At 70.0% G+C, this 17,699-nt stretch carries 14 protein-coding genes and 1 pseudogene; 7 read left to right on the top strand and 8 right to left on the bottom strand.

Features of this window, described 5'->3' with window-relative positions; all coding sequences use genetic code 11:
* Positions 1-2,514 (top strand): ABC transporter permease, encoded by a 2,514-nt coding sequence (locus EUA94_RS05870; protein WP_129425621.1) that lies wholly within the window; start codon positions 1-3, stop codon positions 2,512-2,514.
* Positions 2,507-2,956, top strand: coding sequence for a universal stress protein (locus EUA94_RS23095; RefSeq protein WP_129425619.1), 450 nt, complete (start codon positions 2,507-2,509; stop codon positions 2,954-2,956). The genes EUA94_RS05870 and EUA94_RS23095 overlap by 8 nt, the downstream gene beginning before the upstream one ends.
* A gap of 19 nt (positions 2,957-2,975) precedes the next feature.
* Here the strand turns inward: EUA94_RS23095 and EUA94_RS05860 are convergent, their stop codons facing one another.
* Genes EUA94_RS05860 through EUA94_RS05840 form a run of 5 tightly spaced genes read right to left on the bottom strand, consistent with a single transcriptional unit; the run spans position 2,976 to position 8,960 of the window.
* Positions 2,976-5,708 carry an HAD-IC family P-type ATPase gene (locus EUA94_RS05860; RefSeq protein WP_207210417.1) on the bottom strand — a complete coding sequence of 911 codons (2,733 nt, stop codon included), beginning with the start codon at positions 5,706-5,708 and terminating at the stop codon, positions 2,976-2,978.
* Positions 5,709-5,720: 12 nt separating this feature from the next.
* Entirely contained in the window at positions 5,721-6,011 is a 291-nt protein-coding gene (locus EUA94_RS05855) for a helix-turn-helix transcriptional regulator (protein WP_129425617.1), read from the bottom strand.
* Entirely contained in the window at positions 6,008-6,691 is a 684-nt protein-coding gene (locus EUA94_RS05850) for a hypothetical protein (protein WP_129425615.1), read from the bottom strand. The genes EUA94_RS05855 and EUA94_RS05850 overlap by 4 nt, the downstream gene beginning before the upstream one ends.
* Positions 6,688-7,911 (bottom strand): SRPBCC family protein, encoded by a 1,224-nt coding sequence (locus tag EUA94_RS22400; protein WP_207210416.1) that lies wholly within the window; start codon positions 7,909-7,911, stop codon positions 6,688-6,690. The genes EUA94_RS05850 and EUA94_RS22400 overlap by 4 nt, the downstream gene beginning before the upstream one ends.
* Positions 7,912-7,913: 2 nt before the next feature.
* On the bottom strand, positions 7,914-8,960 hold the full coding sequence (locus EUA94_RS05840; RefSeq protein ID WP_129425613.1) for an alcohol dehydrogenase catalytic domain-containing protein: 1,047 nt from the start codon (positions 8,958-8,960) through the stop codon (positions 7,914-7,916).
* A 326-nt stretch (positions 8,961-9,286) separates the two neighbouring features.
* On the opposite strand from EUA94_RS05840, the gene EUA94_RS05835 reads away from it, so the two are divergent.
* Positions 9,287-10,873 (top strand): sensor histidine kinase, encoded by a 1,587-nt coding sequence (locus EUA94_RS05835; protein WP_165356817.1) that lies wholly within the window; start codon positions 9,287-9,289, stop codon positions 10,871-10,873.
* Positions 10,870-13,257 (top strand): phosphoketolase family protein, encoded by a 2,388-nt coding sequence (locus EUA94_RS05830; protein WP_129425609.1) that lies wholly within the window; start codon positions 10,870-10,872, stop codon positions 13,255-13,257. The genes EUA94_RS05835 and EUA94_RS05830 overlap by 4 nt, the downstream gene beginning before the upstream one ends.
* A 136-nt stretch (positions 13,258-13,393) precedes the next feature.
* On the opposite strand, the pseudogene EUA94_RS22890 reads toward EUA94_RS05830, so the two are convergent.
* The 3 genes and pseudogenes from EUA94_RS22890 to EUA94_RS05820 all read right to left on the bottom strand — a co-directional run.
* Positions 13,394-14,313: pseudogene (locus EUA94_RS22890) on the bottom strand (SulP family inorganic anion transporter); the annotation flags it as partial.
* Positions 14,313-14,765 carry a SulP family inorganic anion transporter gene (locus tag EUA94_RS22885; protein WP_277986085.1) on the bottom strand — a complete coding sequence of 151 codons (453 nt, stop codon included), beginning with the start codon at positions 14,763-14,765 and terminating at the stop codon, positions 14,313-14,315. The pseudogene EUA94_RS22890 and the gene EUA94_RS22885, both read right to left, overlap by 1 nt.
* Positions 14,766-15,007: 242 nt before the next feature.
* Entirely contained in the window at positions 15,008-15,430 is a 423-nt protein-coding gene (locus EUA94_RS05820; RefSeq protein ID WP_129425607.1) for a pyridoxamine 5'-phosphate oxidase family protein, read from the bottom strand.
* Between the two features lie 153 nt (positions 15,431-15,583).
* Here EUA94_RS05820 and EUA94_RS05815 point away from each other — a divergent pair, with 153 nt between their 5' ends.
* From EUA94_RS05815 to EUA94_RS22385, 3 genes are all read left to right on the top strand, one after another.
* On the top strand, positions 15,584-16,129 hold the full coding sequence (locus EUA94_RS05815; protein ID WP_129425605.1) for a flavodoxin family protein: 546 nt from the start codon (positions 15,584-15,586) through the stop codon (positions 16,127-16,129).
* 40 nt (positions 16,130-16,169) lie between these two features.
* Positions 16,170-17,168, top strand: coding sequence for a universal stress protein (locus EUA94_RS05810; protein WP_129425603.1), 999 nt, complete (start codon positions 16,170-16,172; stop codon positions 17,166-17,168).
* A gap of 128 nt (positions 17,169-17,296) precedes the next feature.
* Positions 17,297-17,539 carry a DUF4389 domain-containing protein gene (locus EUA94_RS22385; RefSeq protein ID WP_242494696.1) on the top strand — a complete coding sequence of 81 codons (243 nt, stop codon included), beginning with the start codon at positions 17,297-17,299 and terminating at the stop codon, positions 17,537-17,539.
* Positions 17,540-17,699 lie beyond the last annotated feature (160 nt).

Here is a 17,699-nt window from a genome sequence, read left to right as displayed (position 1 = left end):
ATGTGGCGCGTCACGCTGCGCGGGATCCAGGGCCACCTAGTCCGCCTGCTGCTCACGGCCGCGGCCGTCATGCTCGGGGTCTCCTTCGTCACTGGGACCTTCGTGCTCCGGGACAGCTTCGACCGAGCCATCAGCGGCTTGGTTGCCGGCTCGTCGGCAGGCCTCGATGTCGCCGTCCGGGGCACCGAGATCGCCGGTGGTGACGGCGCTCGTGCGCGCCTGCCACTCGACCTGGTCGACTCGCTGTCGGCGGTCCCCGGCGCCGCACGTGTCTCACCGGACCTCAGGGGCGTCGCCATCATCGCCGGGAGCGACGGCACTGCCGTACGCAACAGCGGAGCACCCGGACTGGGCTTCGCCTTCTCCGACGACGACCCCGCATTCACGCTCATCAAGGGTCGCGGGCCGGTCGGTGCAGGTGAGGTCGTGGTCGAGACCGTCACCCTCGACAAGGGCGGGCTCGAGGTGGGAGATCGCACCCGCGCAGTCATCGGCGGAGAGACCCGCCACGTCGTGATCACGGGCGAGGTCGAGTTCGGTGTGCTCTTCGGCGCCACGGCGGTGCTGGTGGACGAAGCATCAGCGATCCACAGCTTCGCCCGCGATGGCACTGTTCCGTCGTTCACGATCACCGCGGCGGACGGAGTCAGCCAGGCCGAGCTCAGGGCATCCGTCGCCGAGGTCGTTCCGCGAGGAATCGAGGTTGTCACCGGTGCGACGGTCGACGCCGAGAACGAGTCGTCCGTCCAGCAGGGCCTCGGTTTCTTCACCACGTTCCTGCTCGTCTTCGCCGGAGTGGCGCTTTTCGTGGGCGCCTTCATCATCGGCAACACCTTCAGCATGCTGATCGGTCAGCGGGCGCGTGAGCTGGCACTCCTGCGTGCGCTCGGTGCCTCTCGCGGCCAAGTGCTGCGATCCGTGCTGGGCGAGGCCGCAGTCGTGGGCGTCGTAGGTTCGATCCTCGGCATGGGCCTGGGGGTCCTGGTCGCGCAGGGAGCGAAGCTGGCGATCGCGGGGCTGCTCGGTGTCGACATCGGCACCAGCCTTCCGGTCACCTCATCGACCCTGCTCATCAGCCTCGCCGTCGGCACACTCGTGACCATGGCGTCGGCAATCCTCCCGGCGCGCCGAGCGGCGCGTACGGCGCCCGTGGCAGCGATGCGTGGTGACACGCCCATCGCGCAGAAGGGCCTGCGGCGCCGGGGAATCTCGGGCGCCGTGCTCCTGGGCGTCGGGGTCGGGCTCCTCGGCCTTGCCGTCACCCGCGAGGACGTCCCCTGGGTGGCTGCGGGCATCGGGTCGTTCGTCGCTGTGATGGGGATGCTTGTCGGCGCACCCCTGTTCGCCCGTCCCGTCGTACGTGCCGTGGTGTGGCCGTTCGTGGTCGTGAGTGGTGTCGTGGCCAGGCTGGCGCGCCAGAACGCGCTGCGGGTCCCGCGCCGCACGGCAGCCACGGCGAGCGCGCTGATGATCGGACTCGCCCTCGTTGCCGGCATCTCGGTGCTCGCCCAGAGCGTCAAGGCCAGCATCACCGAGGGAGTGAGCAGTGAGCTCACGTCCGACTTCGTCCTCAGCGGCGGACAGTCGCCCGTGCCACCGCAAGTGGCGACGGAGGCCAGCAAGCTGTCCGAGGTCAGCTCGGTGGCAGCCGTCGGCCTGGTGCCCGTGACGATCGGTGACTTCAGCACGACTGCGGCCGCTGTCGAGGCCGCATCGATGCCCGAGAACTTCACCGTCTCGATGGCTGAGGGCCGTCTCGACTCGATGGAGGGGGACCGGGTCCTGGTGGATCGCACCACCGCTTCGGACAACAGGTGGGAGGTGGGTGACGTGCTGCCGGCAACTGTCGGCACGCTGGGCGCCCACGACCTGGTCGTCGGAGGGATCTACGAGGACAGTCAGGCGTTCGGCACCCACGTGATCGTGAGTCGGGGTCTCTACGAGGACGCCGTGCCGTCGGACATGCAGACAGACCTCCAGGTCTACGTCGCGGCCGTGGGAGGAGCCGACCAGGCACAGCTGCGCGAGGACCTGGATGCCATCGTCAGCCCGTACCTCGTCGTCTCGGTGATGAACGCCTCCGAGTTCGCGACCGCGGAGGGCACCGCCATCGACAACCTGCTCAACCTCCTCTACGTCCTGCTGCTCTTCAGCGTGGTGATCGCCGTGCTTGGCATCGTGAACACGCTGGCGCTCTCCGTGCTCGAACGCACTCGGGAGATCGGTCTGCTCCGTGCGGTCGGGCTCCAGAGGCGGCAGCTGGGGGCCATGATCACCGTCGAGGCGATCGCCACGGCCGCCTTCGGGGCGGTGCTGGGCACTGTGCTCGGCCTGGGGCTCGGCATCGCGCTCCAACGGGGACTCGAAGCCCAAGGCTTGCGCACGCTGGGCATCCCGTGGGGCCTCGTCGTGCTCATGCTGGGTGCGTCCGTGCTGGTCGGCGTCCTCGCCGCGGTTGCTCCGTCGATCCGGGCCACCCGACTGAACATCCTGGCGGCGATCAACCGTGCCTAGCGGCGAGGGGCTCCCACGCCGCGGAGTTCCCACCGGGACAGGGCGGACCTGCCTGGTCGCTGTCGATGACTCCGAGTCAGCAGTGAAGGCGCTCGTGTGGGCCTTCCGGCACGCGGCTCGCGGAGACATGTCCGTCGAGGTCCTGACCGTCTGGCCCTCGCACCGCGCCGCCTTCGTCCACGAGGTCCCAGGACACTTCAACGAAGCCCGGTGGAGTGCTCGTAGGGCCCAGGCGGCCGCCGTCCGGCGTGCTCTCGAGGTGGTGTCGGAGGGGTCGGTGCCCGCCACTCGACTGGAGAACGCGGAGCCGGCGGGAGCGATCCTGCGCGCGTCCGCGTGGTGTGACCTGGTGGTCCTGGGTTCCGACCCACTCGACAGCAGCCACTCACTCACCGAGAGTGTCATTGCCCATGCCGGGTGCGACGTCATGGTGGTGCGGTGATCAGCTGCCGTCCCGTCCGTCAGACGCCGCCGTCGCGGATGCGACTCAGGCGCCTGAGTGCGACGTACTTGTCTGCGACGACGACGACCGCGATCACGGCCACCGCGGCCAGGATCCGGATCCAGGCCACAGCCTCGATCGGTGCCGTTCCGAAGACTTGGTTCATGATCGGCAGATAGGTCAGCGCGGCCTGCGCGCCGACCTGCACCAGGACGCCACCGATGATCCAGCGGTTGCTCAGGAGCCCGAGGCGCCACGAGGCGCCCGTGAGTGACCGGCAGCTGTAGAGATAGACGATCTGCACGGCGACGAAGAGGTTGACTGCTGCTGTGCGGGCCTCGGGCAGTCCGGCGCCTCGGGACTGCTCGGTGGCGAAGATCCACCAGGCCCCGGTCACCAGCAGGCCGGCGACCAGTGCCGTACGCCAGACCAGCGTCGTGGTGAGGAGAGGGCGGTCGGGCGCGCGAGGTGGGCGCCTCATGATTCCGGGCTCCCGCGGCTCGAACGCCAGCATCAGCCCCAGCACGACCGCCGTGGTCATGTTGATCCACAGGATCTGTGTCGGAAGGATCGGGAGGGTCGACCCCAGGAGGATCGCCACGAGGATCACGAGTCCCTCGCCCATGTTGGTCGGCAGGGTCCACACGATGAACTTCGTGAGGTTGTCGAAGACCCCCCGACCCTCCTCGACGGCGGCCTCGATCGTGGCGAAGTCGTCGTCGACCAGGACCATGTCGGCCGCGTCCTTGGCGACATCCGTGCCTCCACGGCCCATGGCGATCCCGATGTCGGCGGTGCGGAGCGCCGGTGCGTCGTTGACTCCGTCACCCGTCATGGCCACGACGTGTCCCCTGGACTGGAGGGACTCGACGAGCCGGAGCTTCTCCTCGGGGGACACGCGCGCGAAGACGCCGGTGGCGGCCACGGCATCGTCGTACGCCTCGTGGGGCAGGTCGGTGAGCTCGGCGCCGGTGAGGACGCGTCGCTCGTGTGGCGGTCGGTGGTCGAGCCCGAGCTCGTTGGCGATGGCGGAGGCGGTGGTCGCGTGGTCACCGGTGATCATCTTGACCTCGATCCCGGCCGCGTGGCAGGCGGCGATGGCCGACGTCACCGACGCCCGCGGCGGGTCCAGCATCGCCTGCAGCCCGGTCAGCACCAGACGCTGGTCGAGGCCGTCAGCTGTGAAGTCCGCAGGATCGATCTCGGCCGCAACTGCCGTGGCCAGCACTCGAAGACCGCGTGCGGCCAGGGCGCCCACGGCTTCTTCGACCCGAGACCTGTCCAGCGGCTCGACCGTGCCGTCGGCCATCATCCAGCCCGAGCACAGCTCGGTCACCCGCTCGACCGCGCCCTTGGCGAGAGCGAGATGGCGTCCACCGGAGGTGGCGCGGTGCAAGGTGGCCATGTACTGGCGACGCGAGTCGAACGGGATGGTGGCGACTCGGACGAGGTCCTTCTCGGCCTCTTCAGCGACCTGCGTCTTCAGCGCGACGACCACCATCGCCGCCTCGGTCGGATCGCCCGAGATCACCCACTGGTCGCCGTCCAGGCTGACGCTGGCGTCGTTGCACGCCGAGCCCCCGGCGAGGGACCACCACAGCGCGCGGTTGTCTGCGACGTCGACCGCCACGCCGTCGTGGACCAGCAGACCCGCGGGCTCGTAACCGACGCCCGTCACCTCGAGCTCGCCCTCCGGTGTCCAGATGTGGCGCACCGTCATCTCGTTCGTCGTGAGGGTGCCTGTCTTGTCGGTGCAGATCACGGTGGTGCTGCCGAGGGTCTCGACGGCCGGGAGGCGTCGGACCACGGCCCGCCGCCTGACCATGCGCTTCACGCCGATGGCCAACGTGATCGTCACAGCGGCCGGCAGCCCCTCGGGGATGGCTCCCACGGCGAGCGCGACGGCAGCGGTGAACATCGGGGCGGCGCTCTCCCCCCGGATGAGACCCACCGCGAATGCCAGTGCCGCCAGGCCGACGATCACCACGGTCAGCAGCGAGCTGAACCGTGTCAGCTTGCTGGTCAGGGGAGTGGCGAGCACGGTCGCTCCGCTGACCAGTCGGTGGATGCCGCCCAGCTCCGTGCGCTCGGCCGTTGCCACGACGACGCCGTGACCGGCGCCCGACCGCACCAGGGTGCCGGCGTAGAGCATGTTGTGGCGGTCCGCGACCCTGGTCGCCTCGGCCAGTACGTCGTCGTTCTTCGCCACCGAGGTCGACTCACCGGTCAGGCTGGACTCGTCGACGAGCAGCTCGGTCGACTCGACCAGGCGGAGGTCGGCCGGCACCTTCTCGCCCGGCTCGACGGCCACGAGGTCGCCCGCGACGAGCTCGTCCGAGAGGACCGTGCGGACGACACCGTCGCGCACCACGCGAGCCTCGCCGCGCGCCATCGAACGGAGGCTGTCGAGCGCGGCCAGCGCCTTCGACTCCTGGACGAAGCCCACGAGCGCATTCACCAGGACCACAGCCAGGATGACGGAGGCGTCGACGTACTCACCCAGCAGCAGCGTGGCGGCGGCGGCTGCGAGGAGGACGTAGATCAACGGATTGTGGAACTGCAGCAGCACCCGCCGCAGGAGCGAGTCGCCGTGCGCCGGTGGAAGCGTGTTCGGTCCGTCGGCCTCGAGTCGTCGTCCGGCGACCGACTCGCTGAGTCCGCGCGAGTCGTCACTGCCCAGTGACGCCACGACCTCGCCGACCGCACGCGTGTGGTGATCGACCACGTCGGCCACCACGCCCGCGTCAGGCACGGGGGGAGAGCGTCATCGCTGGTCGTCGGTGCCGGCGAGGAGGTCCAGCAGCTCGCCGACGGTGCGATTCGACCCTGACCCCTCAGGGAGGGGCAGGTGGGTCTGGATCGTGTAGCGGTTGCGCCTGCCCTCCTTCGCCTTCACGACATAGCCGGCGGACGCCAGGTCGGTCACGATGTCGTGCGCTCGGCGTTCCGTGATCGCGACCGTCTGCGCGATGTCCCTGAGGCGTGCACCCGGATCGCGGGCGATGCACAGCAGCGCCTTGCCGTGGTTGCTGAGGAAGGTCCACTGGGTGCTCATTGCGTCCCACGATACCTGAAACAGATTGCAGGTGTCGGGATGCTCGTGCTGAGCAACTCGAGGTCTCCCGGACTACGGCGCGACATGCGTCCTTGCACGGCGTACGAGGGTGATGCCCGTGGCGACGAACGCGACGTCCGGCACGGCGGCCGCGATCGTCCGCTCGACGTTGCCCATGCCGGATGCTCTGCCACCAGGACGACGCCGAGGGCCAGCGCGTATCCGGTCCACGCTGGCAGGTCGTCGCTGTCGAGCCGGGCCACGCCCAGTCCGAAGGCGACACCACCCACCACGATGACGGCACCGTGCACCGTCATCCACCACCCGAAGTCGGAGCTGAGCACCTCCCAGTTCGGTGTCTGCGCCACGATCGCCCACACGACGGTGCTCGTGAAGAAGACGAAGGAGTAGGCGTAGGCAATCCCCCCGATCAGCCCCCACCACGGCAAGCGGTCGTGGAGCAGGGCGCACAGTCCTGCGACGATTAACGGGAAGCCGGCCTCCCCGGCGTACGTCAGGCTGTGCCGGAGGGTGGAGAAGTCGCCCTGGGCGACCTCGACGAAGTCGGAGACCAGGTAGACCAACGGGAAGAAGATCGCCGATGCGCCCAGGATCAGGAGGGGCTGCGCTCGTCTGCTCACGCCCGGCGGCGCAGAGCCGGTGATCGTCGGGGCCGTCATCGGGCGCCCTCGGCGCGCGCCTTGATGCCGAGCAGCATCTTGCGCTCCATCACGAGGTGCACAGGGGTCAAGCCGTACTTGTACATGGCCGACCCCATGGGCGTCGGGTCGAAGTCGCACTGGAACCTGACGAGCAGCCGAGAGCCTCCTGACGGCTGATCGACCGCCTGGAAGGTCCAGCACGGATGCGGCAGGCCGGCCGCGACCGCGGCCGCCAGCGTCCCCTCGGAACCCCAGACCAGCACATGAGGCGGCTCGATACGCGCCACGGTGAAGCGGAGCGGCGGCTCCGTGCCCTCGGGGACGAGGCGGATCCGGTCACCGACCTCCAGGTGCTGGAGGTGCGGTTCGACCCGATGGGCGCTGTGCATGTGCAGCCCGAGCAGGTTCTCCAGCCAGTCATAGCTGTACAGCCCGCCGCGACCCTGTCCCATCTGCACCAGCCACGGCCACACCGTGCTTGCGGGCGCTGCGATGTCGACGGCGCGGGTGCTGCGGTAGCGCGCGGTGGCGATGAGCTCGTCGCCCGGCATCTGGGCCTCACGCTCCGCGGCGGTGGCCCGCCAGCTGGGGTGCGGAGACCGCCACCCACGACGTCGGACCGGCGCGACCGGATGGCGCGCCGTCGCGCCCGGGTGCCTCGAGGCGACAGCGAGTCCAGCCGACCAGCCGGGTGCGCGCCCGTCTCCGGGCGGGGCAACGGTGCCGACGTCGTGGCCGCTGCGGGCGAGGAGCCAGGAGGTCAACGAGTTGGAGTTCCACATGTCGCCGGTGTCCTGCTCGTCGCGCCCCCAGGTCCCGGCGGGGAAGTCCGGGACCAGGTCGAGCACGCGGCGCGCGTGGTCCTCGTCGTCGCTGAGTCGTCGGGCCCCGCCGACGGCCGTGATCAGGTCGGGGATCACGCCGTCGCGCCAGCGGTGCACCTCGTAGTGGAACAGCGTCGAGCGGCCGAGAAGTGGCAGCCCCACGGCGCCGCCTGCGACCACTCCCCGGTCGCCGGCGGGCAGTCCCCAGGTGGGGGTCATCTCGATGACGTAGCGAGTCCCGCGGAGGACGACCTCGAGTGCGGAGTGGTAGAGGGCGCGAGGCGATCGCCGATCGTGCCGGGCGGCCAGCGCCTCGTAGGCGCGCCCGCTGTGACGTATGAGACCGGTCGTGTCACCGGCGCCGAGCGGCATCCAGAAGAGGTCGACGTAGGACTCCCCGGACAGGTCAGGCATCGTCAGACCGTCACGGGAGGCTCGGCCACCACGGGCACGAACTCGAACACCAACCGCGCGGTGACACTGCCGGAGAGCACGTCCGCGATCGCCTCGTTGACATCGTCGATGCTGCGGGTGTCTGCCACGACCCTCGTGCGACCGGCGGCGTGGAGCGCGAAGACCTCGACGAGGTCCTGGCGCGTGCCCACGATCGAACCGATGACCGAGATGCCCTTGAGCACCGTCTCGAAGATCGGGATGTTCATCGCGGCGGCATCACCCGGCAGCCCTACGCAGATGAGCCGGCCGCCGCGGCGCAGCGACGCGAACGCCTGCTCGAACACGTGCGGTGACGCGGCGAGCACGACGGCCACGTCGAGCCCGCCGAGCGCCTGGAGCGCGACCACAGGGTCGGTCCGGCTGGCATCCACGACGTGCGCGGCGCCGAGCTCCAGGGCGAGATCGAGCTTCTCGGTCGAGATGTCGATCGCCACGACCGATCCGCCCATGATCGCGGCGTACTGGACGGCCAGGTGGCCGAGCCCGCCGATGCCGAAGACGCCGACGCGCTCGGTGGGGACGATGCGGGCGACCTTCATGGCCTTGTACGTCGTGACGCCGGCGCAACTGAGGGGCGCGGCGTCCAGGGAGCTGATGCCGTCGGGGACCGGCACGACGTACGACGCGTGGGCAACCGCGTACTCCGCGAACGCTCCGTCGACGGAGTAGCCGCTGTTGGTCTGGGCCTCGCACAGCGTCTCGCGACCGTCGATGCAATAGCCGCACTCGCCGCAGGCGGACCCGAGCCAGGCGATCGCGACCCGCTCACCGACCCGACGACTCGTGACGCCTCCGCCGAGCTGCTCGACGATCCCGACGCCCTCGTGGCCCGGGACGAAGGGAAGGGCGGGCTGGACCGGCCAGTCCCCGCCAGCGGCATGGATGTCGGTGTGGCACAGCCCGCAGGTCTCGAGCCGGACCAGGACCTGCCCGACGCCGGCGACGGGGATGTCGCGCTCCACGATCTCGAGCGGTTGTGAGAATGCGGTGACGACGGCTGCCTTCATGACGTGCCCCTCTGGTGGGAAGGCAACCGTGGGACCGGCTCGAGTGAGCACGGCATCGACCGCGGACCTTCACCCTCACCCTTGGTCCACGGTGCGGTGACAGATAGGGCCGGAGGTCCCACAGGCACCTGACCTCGGTCCCTGTCGTGGAGGCACGGGTGCGGGGGCACGGTCCGTCTGAACAATGCATGAACTCAATTGCATGCAATCAGGTTCCACTGTAGATTCGGACCAGGACGCCAGTCCCGTGTGCACCGATCCTGATCGGGGGCAGACCGATGCCTGAGTTTCGACTACAGCGACTGCTGGAAGCCAACCGGCTTGCGGTGGAACACCTTGACCTCCCGACCGCGCTGCGCCAGATCGTCGAGGCGGCCCTGGATCTGGTGGGCGCGGACTTCGGTGCGATCGGTGTGCTCGGGAGCGACGGGAAGCTCGCCGAGTTCATCCACGTCGGCATGGACGCAGAGACCGTCCGGCGCATCGGATCACCACCTGCTGGGCTCGGCCTGCTCGGCACTCTCATCGCCGAACCCCGGCCGGTGCGCCTGGCCGACATGAGCGGCGACGCGCGCTCGGTGGGTTTCCCGCCGCACCACCCCCCGATGAACAGCTTCCTGGGCGTGCCGCTGGAGGTCCGAGACGAGATCTTCGGCCACCTCTACCTGGCCGACCTCAGGTTCGACGCCTTCAGCGCTGCTGACCAGGAGCTCGTCGAGGCGCTGGCCGCCACGGCAGGGGTGGCCATCTCGCACGCCCGCCTGTTCGAGGAGGCCACGCGTCGTGGCCAGTGGACCGCTGCCACCAGTCGCATCACGCGCGACCTCCTGACCAATGACGACGTCGACGCCCTGCAGCTCATCGCCGAGACCGTGCTCGGCCTCGCCGACGCCGATCTGGTCGCCGTGGTCGTCGCCGACGGTGAGGGCCGGGCCGACACCGAGCTGGTCGTGGACCGAGCCGCAGGCAGGAACGGTGGCCGGGTGCTGGGATCCGTGCTCCCCCCGGACACGCTCGTGCACCGGTGCCTGGCGTCCCGCCGTCCCCAGCTCGTCGAGCAGCTCGGCGCAGCTCCGATGTCCACTCTTCTGTCACCGGAGCACCTCGGGCCGGCCATGGCCGTGCCGCTGCCGGCAGGGGACGGCGTACGGGGATGCCTCTTCGTGCTCCGCAGCGACGGTGCGTCTGTCTTCACCGAGTTCGACCTCGACGTCGTGGCATCGTTCGCCGGTCAGGCAACCTTGGCCCTCGACCGTGCCGACGCCCGTCTCGATCGCGCTCGGGCCGCATCGCTGGAGGACCGGGACCGGATTGCGCGAGACCTCCACGACCACGTGGTGCAGCGGCTCTTCGCGGCCGGGCTGAACATCCAGAGCGTGTGCGCGATGCTGGGGCCGGGCGTGGCCTTCGACCGGCTGACGGACCAGGTGGACGAGATCGACGCGACGATCCGGCAGATCAGAAGCACCATCTTCGGGCTCCACGCGACGCGCCACCGGGCCGTGGGGACCCGCGCGATGATCCTGGAGGTCATCACCGCGGCCACGGCGACGTTGCCCGGGCCGCCCGAGGTGAGCTTCCGGGGGCCGATCGACCTGTTGGTGACGAGGGGGCTGCGCGACGACGTGGTCGCCGTGGTGCGTGAGGCCCTGACCAACGTCGGGCGTCACGCCTCTGCCGAGCGGGTCGAGATCTTCGTCGCGGCCGACTCCAAGCAGGTGGAGGTCGAGGTGCTGGACGACGGCAAGGGGATGGTGGAAGGCAGTGTCCTGAGCGGCCTGTCCAACCTGCGCGCACGCGCCGAGGCGCTGGACGGCACGTTCGAGATGGCGGCACGTCCCGGCCCCGGCACCCGACTGTGCTGGACCGCCCCACTCCCACCGCCCGGTTCCGATCGTGAGGACGCCGCATGACTCTGACCGTCAGCCCCGACATGGAGCTGCTCCCACCGAACGAGCACGAGGTGGCCGCCCTCGACGCCTGGTGGCGCGCGAGCATGTACCTCACGGTCGGTCAGATCTACCTGCGGGCGAACGCGCTCCTGCTGGAGCCGCTGACTGCTGACCACATCAAGCCGAGGTTGCTCGGCCACTGGGGCACCAGCCCCGGACTCGCGTTCGTCTACGCGCACGTCTCGCGGCTGATCTCTCGGACCGGGCAGCAGTGCATCTACCTCGCGGGGCCGGGCCACGGTGGCCCGGCGCTGGTGGCCGCGTCATGGCTGGAGGGCTCGTACACGGAGATCTATCCCGACGTCACCCGCGACGCGGAGGGGATGCAGCGACTCTTCCGACAGTTCTCGACCCCCGGTGGCATCCCCAGCCACGTGTCGGTCACGACTCCCGGCTCGATCCACGAGGGTGGGGAGCTGGGCTACGTGCTGGTCCACGCCTTCGGGGCCGTGATGGACAATCCCGACCTCCTGGCCGTAGCCGTGGTCGGTGATGGCGAGGCAGAGACGGCTCCGCTCGAAGGGTCGTGGAAGGGCATCTCGTTCCTCAACCCGGCTCGCGACGGTGCCGTGCTGCCGGTCCTGCACCTCAACGACGCGAAGATCAGCGGTCCCACGGTGCTGGGACGCAAGCCACCCGAAGAGGTACGGGCGCTCTTCGCCGGCCACGGCTACGACGTGGTCGAGGTCGAGGGCTCGGACCTGCCCGGCATGCACCACCGGTTCGCCGCAGCGCTGGTCGAGTGCTGGCAGCGGATCAGGACCATCCAACAGTCGGCGAGAACCGGCGCCTGGGACGGAGAACGTCCGCGCTGGCCGATGATCGTGCTGCGCACCCCGAAGGGATGGACCGGGCCACACGAGGTCGACGGAGTCGCCATCGAGGGCACCTTCCGCTCGCACCAGGTGCCCCTGTCCGGCGTGCGTGAGAACCCGGCGCACCTGGCCCTGCTCGAGGAGTGGATGAAGTCCTACCGGCCCAGCGAGCTCTTCGACGAGCTCGGCAGGCCCACGACCGGGGGAGTGACTCCCGACGGAGACCTGCGGATGAGCGCCTCACCACATGCGGGTGGCGGTGACGACTCCCCGAGCCTGGTGCTGCGCGACTTCCGGCAGTACGCCGTCGAGCTGGTCACGCCGGGAGTCCAGCAGGTGGAGTCGACGCGCCGCCTCGGGCAGATGCTCCGCGACGTCTACCTCGACAACCCCGAGACGTTCCGCCTCTTCTGTCCGGACGAGACCAACAGCAACAGGCTGGGCGACGTCCTGACGGCGTCGGACCGTGCCTTCATGGAGTCCCTGCTGCCTGACGACGAGCGGTTGTCGCACGAGGGACGGGTCATGGAGGTGCTCTCCGAGCACAACTGCCACGGATGGCTCGAGGGCTACACCCTGACCGGGCGGCACGGCGTGTTCGCGACGTACGAGGCGTTCGCGATGGTGAGTGCCTCGCAGACCGTCCAGCACAGCAAGTGGCTCGAGGAGTCGCTCGTGCTGCCGTGGCGCGCGGCGGTCCCCAGCCTGAACGTCCTGCTGACCTCCACCGCCTGGCGCAACGACCACAACGGCTTCTCGCACCAGGGGCCGGGGCTGATCGGGGTCATGCTGAACCACCGCGCCGAGGTGACGCGCGTGTACCTGCCGCCGGACGCCAACTGTCTGCTGTCCGTGGCGGACCACTGCCTCCGGTCGAGGGACTACGTCAACCTGATCGTGATCGACAAGCAGCCGCAGCTGCAATACCTCACCATCGACGAGGCGACCGCCCACTGTGCGGCCGGCGCCGGCACCTGGGAGTGGGCCGGCAACGCCGACGGGGCGCAGGAGCCCGACATCGTGCTCGCCTGCGCGGGCGACACCCCGACCCTGGAGACCGTGGCGGCGGCGCAGATCCTGCGGGAGCGCCTCCCGGAGCTCCGTACGCGGGTGGTCAACGTCGTCGACCTGATGGTGCTGCCACGTCCCACCGACCATCCGCACGGGCTGTCGTCCGAGCTGTTCACGCGTCTCTTCACCGACGACGTGGACGTGGTGTTCGCCTTCCACGGCTTCCCGGGTGCAGTGCACCAGCTCGTGCACGGACGCCCCGACGCCGATCGCTTCCACGTCCGTGGTTTCATCGAGCACGGCACCACGACGACGCCGTTCGACATGACGGTGCTCAACCGGATCTCCCGCTTCCACCTCGTGATGGACGCGCTCAACAACTCGCGCACCACCCTGCCCGGCGCCGACGAGCTGCGCACCTGGTGCCGCCACGAGCTGGACCGTCACGCCGCGCACGTCCGTGAGCACATGGAGGACCTCCCCGAGATCCGCGAGTGGCGGGTGACCGCTCGCGGGTGAGGCCGACGCTCCCCGGAGCCGGGACGTTCGGTCCTCCGGGCGGCGTGACCAGCTGGCGTGCCGGCGCTATGGCCGTGGGCGTGTCAGGCAGGAGGTGGCCGGCGGCCCGCAGTGCGCTGGCGGAGCCGAGCGAGCGCAGCACCTCCTCGTGCTCGGGCGCGACCCCCGAGAGAAGCACGACGATGCCGCGACGCTCGAGCCGGGTGATCGCGTCGTCGAGGACGGTGGCCCCGGTCGCGTCGAGGGTGGTCACCCGGGACATCCGCAGGATGACGACGTCGACCTCGACGACGTCCGGCAGCTCGAGGAGCAGCCGGTGGGCGGCACCGAGGAAGAGCGGCCCGTCGATCCGGTAGACGACGATGTGCTCCTCCAGGAGGGTGTGCTCCTCGGCGCTGTGGTCCCCGCTGTCGATCGGCACCTGCTCGAGTCGAGCGGTCCGGGCGACCGTGCGCAGCGCCAGGACGACCGCCACTGCGACGCCCACGCCGACGGCTGTCACGAGGTCCAGGGCGACGGTCACGGTGAACGTGAGGGCCACGATGAGGGCATCCGAGCGGGTCGAGCGGAGCAGTGCCACCAAGGCGCCTGCTCCCACCATGCGTACGCAGGTGGCGAAGAGGACGCCGGCGAGGGCTGCCAGGGGAATGCTGGACACGAGCGGCGCGGCGACGAAGACCAGCGCGAGCAGCACCAACGAGTGGGTGACGGCAGCCAGCCGGGTCGTGGCCCCGGCTCTGACGCTGACCGCTGTACGGGCGATCGCCGCCGTCGCCGGCACCCCCCGAACAGTGGCACGACGATGTTGGCGAGGCCCTGCCCGAAGAGCTCGCGGTCGGGGTCGTGGTGCTCGTCGTCGGTCATGGCGTCTGCGACCGTCGCGCAGAGCAGGCTCTCGAGCGCGGCGAGTGCAGCAATGGCGAGGGCGGCGGTGCCGAGGGTGCCCACCGCGGAGAGGTCGAGGAAGCCGAGCGAGGGTGCAGGCAGTCGGGAGGGCAGGTGGCCGAGGGTGGCCAGATCGAGCTCGAGGGCGAGTACGCCCGCAGTCGCGAGCATCACGCCGATGAGGGAGAGGGCACGCGCGGACGCCACCTGCCACCGATCAGCATCAATGCGGCCACCGCCAAGGAGACGACCAGCGGAGTGAGGTGTGGGTGGGCGGAGAAGCGCTGCACGGCGTCCGTGGCACTCGCCCAGACCTTGTCGCCCGAGGCATCGCTGACGCCCAGGGCTGCGGGAACCTGCTGGAGGGTGATGACGACGGCGATGCCGGCGGTGAAGCCCTCGATGACCGGGACCGGTAGGTAACGCACATAGCGGCCGACGTGAGCGGTGGCCAGGACCACGAGCGCGATGCCGGCGAGCATTCCCACCATGAGGACGCCGGGGACGCCGTGCTCGTGCACGACCGGCACGAGGACCACGGTCATCGCACTGGTCGGACCGGACACCTGGATGTTGGAGCCGCCGAAGACCGCGGCCACGATTTCCGCCACGACCGCGGTGATCAGCCCCGCCTGGGCGCCCAGCCCCGACGCTGCGCCGAAGGCCAGGGCGAGGGGAGCGCGACGATGGCAACGGTGAGGCCGGCGACCAGGTTCTGTCGTGGGTGGTGCCCCAGGGAGGTGAGGTCAGAGGCGACGGGGAGGAGGTGCCGCAGGCGGCGTGCAGCCCGGACGAGAGACGTGGAAACGATCTTCACCCGGTCTCGCATGCTGCGCGCATGCCGTCGCGCAGGCGCACGGCCACGTCAGTCCCGCACGCGTTGACCGCGTACCTGGTCGACCTCGAGGGCGATCCACTGTGTCTGCCGCCCCGGGTACCACGTCTGGGGGCGCCCGAACGACCACAGCCACGCCACAGTGGCGGCATCCTGCACCCGGTGTGCTGTGCCGCTCATCTGGACCGACCACCCGGTCAGGTCGCTGTGCTCGAGGTTGTCCACGTTCAACGAGACGCAGTTGCCGTCGGCGCGGCGAGCCAGCTCGCCGAAGACCGGTGCCCGGAAGTAGGCCGTACCGCCTACGGCGTCGTAGATCGTCGGCACCACCCGTGTGTAGGTGTCGCCGGTGAAGACGATGCGCCCCACGCCGTGAACCCCCACGAGCCTCCAGCACTCGTCCGTGTCCAGCTTCGCGAACGTCCGGTCATTGTTCACGTCGCTCGTCGTCATGTGGTCCTCCGTGTGTTGGGCTCAGGCCAGCGTCCACCGCGTTCATGTCGCGCTACAGAGGCGACCGTCCCGACCTGGGGTGCCCAATTCCTCTATGGCCCGGATCGCGTGCCCGCAAGGCTGGCCACCACTCACCCAACGAAGGGCAGGTCCATGAACGTAGTCATCGTCTTCGAGTCGATGTTCGGCAACACCGCGTCGGTCGCCGCGGACGTCCGCGCGGGGCTCGTCGAGGCCGGAGCGACGGTCGTGCTGGCCGGTGTGGCCTCGATTCCTGCGCAGGCACTGAGCAGCTGCGACCTCCTGGTGCTGGCCGCGCCGACGCACGCGTTCACCCTCAGCAGGCCGGAGTCCCGTGCCGAGGCAGTGGCGAAGGGCGCGCACCCCGACCATGCCGCAACAGGCCTGCGTGAGTGGCTGGCGACGCTGGGGGACGTCCTGCCTGCGTCGTCGCCCCGCCCCGCGGTCGCGGTGCTCGACACCCGAGTGACCAAGGTCCGGCACTTGCCGGGGTCAGCGGCGCGCAGTGCCGCGCGGGCACTTGCGAAGCTGGACTTCGATGTCGTGCATCGCGCGAGCTTCTACGTCGAGGGCATCACGGGACCCGTGAGTGCGGGGGAGCACGAGCGAGCTCGCGAGTGGGGCCGCGGCCTCGCCGCGATCGTCGTTCCGGCACGTGCCGGCGCGCGGCGCGCCTGAGCTGTCACGTCGGACCTGGTGACCAGAACCATCAGGCCCGGTGCACCGAGACCTTCGCCTCTGCTCCATCGGCCACCGAGGCCTCCACAGTGGTGGCACGGACAACATCGGGCACCGGACCATCGTCGTCGGCATCGACGGCTCCCCCCACAGTGACGCAGCCCTTGCGTGGGCCGTCGACGAGGCCTCGCGGCGGGACCTGAGCCTGCACCTCGTGAGCGCGGGAGTTCATCAGCCGCACGGCGGGACGATCGCCTTCGAAGAGGCGTACGTCGACGCGATCATCGCGAGCGAGGCACTGGAGTCCGCTGAGGAGCACCTCGCCGCAGCGGTCGCCTCGGCCCGGGCTTCCGATCCCGATCTGGTCGTCACGATCGCAAGCACTCTCGAGCGCGCAGCCGGGGTGCTGGTCGAGCTGTCCGCCCGGGCGCACAGCCTGGTCGTGGGTCGCAGCAGCTACGGCCCGGTCATGGGCGCTGCGCTCGGTTCCGTGGCGTCGCAGGTGGTCACCCATGCGCAGTGTCCGGTCGTCGTCGTCCGCGAGGTAAGCAGCCACCCCGCCGGCCAGAGGGGCGTGGCCGTCGCCGTCGATGGGTCGGCCGGGTCCGAGCTGGCCCTGGCTCACGCCTTCGAGCAGGCCTCGGTGCGAGGTGTGCACCTCGACGTCATCCACGCGTGGTGGACCCGCGCGACCGCCGGTCCGCTGCCGGACACCCGCAACGACCAGCTCGCCGACAAGCACCTGCTGCTCGCCGAGGTGATGGCCGGCTGGTCGGAGCAGTACCCGGACGTCGAGGTCCGCGTGAGCCTGCCGATGGGGCCCACCGTCACGGCCATCATCGACGCCGCCAGCGCAGCCGACCTCCTGGTGGTCGGCAGCCGCGGACACGGCGGCTTCCGCAACCTCCTGCTCGGGTCCGTCAGCCAGGGAGTCGTCGGGCACGCCACCTGCACCGTGATCGTCGTACGCCCGACCCGAGGGGACCCCGTCAGCTCCGGAACCCTCCGCACGTGGCGAGAGGCTGCGGTCGCGCGATGACGACTTCGACCTACCCGGTCCGCGTGGATGCCTCACCCGACGCGCAGCTCAGTCGCGGGCTCTGACTCGTCAAGTGGATCCTCATCCTCCCGCACTACCTCGTCCTGGCCTTCCTGTGGCTGGCGTTCGTGGTGCTGAGCATCGTGGCGTTCTTCGCCATCGCGTTCACCGGCCGCTATCCCCGCCAGATCTTCGACTTCAACGTCGGGGCCCTGCGGTGGAGCTGGCGGGTCGCCTACTACGCCTACGGCGCACTGGGCACCGACCGCTATCCGCCGTTCACGCTCGCTGACGTCCCCGACTACCCGGCGCACCTCGAGATCGCCTACCCGGAGCGCCTGTCGCGCGGGCTGGTGCTGGTGAAGTGGTGACTCCTGGCCCTTCCGCACTACGTGGTGGTCGGCATCTTCGTCGGTGGATCGGTCTACGTCGCCAACGAGGCGACGTCGGGGGAGCAGGCGCCGTGGATGTGGGGTGGCGGGTTGATCGGGGTGCTGGTGCTGGTCGCGGGCGTCGTCCTGCTCTTTACGG

This window comes from Nocardioides zhouii (assembly GCF_004137345.1).
In the GTDB taxonomy this organism is placed as follows: domain Bacteria; phylum Actinomycetota; class Actinomycetes; order Propionibacteriales; family Nocardioidaceae; genus Nocardioides; species Nocardioides zhouii.
The sequence above is the reverse complement of the archived record's forward strand: the minus strand, read 5'-3'. Positions and strand labels throughout refer to the sequence as shown.

Coding starts and splice junctions, on each gene's coding strand:
- EUA94_RS05870 (WP_129425621.1), top strand. CDS start 1: ATGTGGCGCGTCACGCTGCGCGGGATCCAGGGCCACCTAGTCCGCCTG.
- EUA94_RS05855 (WP_129425617.1), bottom strand. CDS start 6,011: ATGAGCACCCAGTGGACCTTCCTCAGCAACCACGGCAAGGCGCTGCTG.
- EUA94_RS05850 (WP_129425615.1), bottom strand. CDS start 6,691: ATGACGGCCCCGACGATCACCGGCTCTGCGCCGCCGGGCGTGAGCAGA.
- EUA94_RS22400 (WP_207210416.1), bottom strand. CDS start 7,911: ATGCCTGACCTGTCCGGGGAGTCCTACGTCGACCTCTTCTGGATGCCG.
- EUA94_RS05840 (WP_129425613.1), bottom strand. CDS start 8,960: ATGAAGGCAGCCGTCGTCACCGCATTCTCACAACCGCTCGAGATCGTG.
- EUA94_RS05830 (WP_129425609.1), top strand. CDS start 10,870: ATGACTCTGACCGTCAGCCCCGACATGGAGCTGCTCCCACCGAACGAG.
- EUA94_RS05820 (WP_129425607.1), bottom strand. CDS start 15,430: ATGACGACGAGCGACGTGAACAATGACCGGACGTTCGCGAAGCTGGAC.
- EUA94_RS05815 (WP_129425605.1), top strand. CDS start 15,584: ATGAACGTAGTCATCGTCTTCGAGTCGATGTTCGGCAACACCGCGTCG.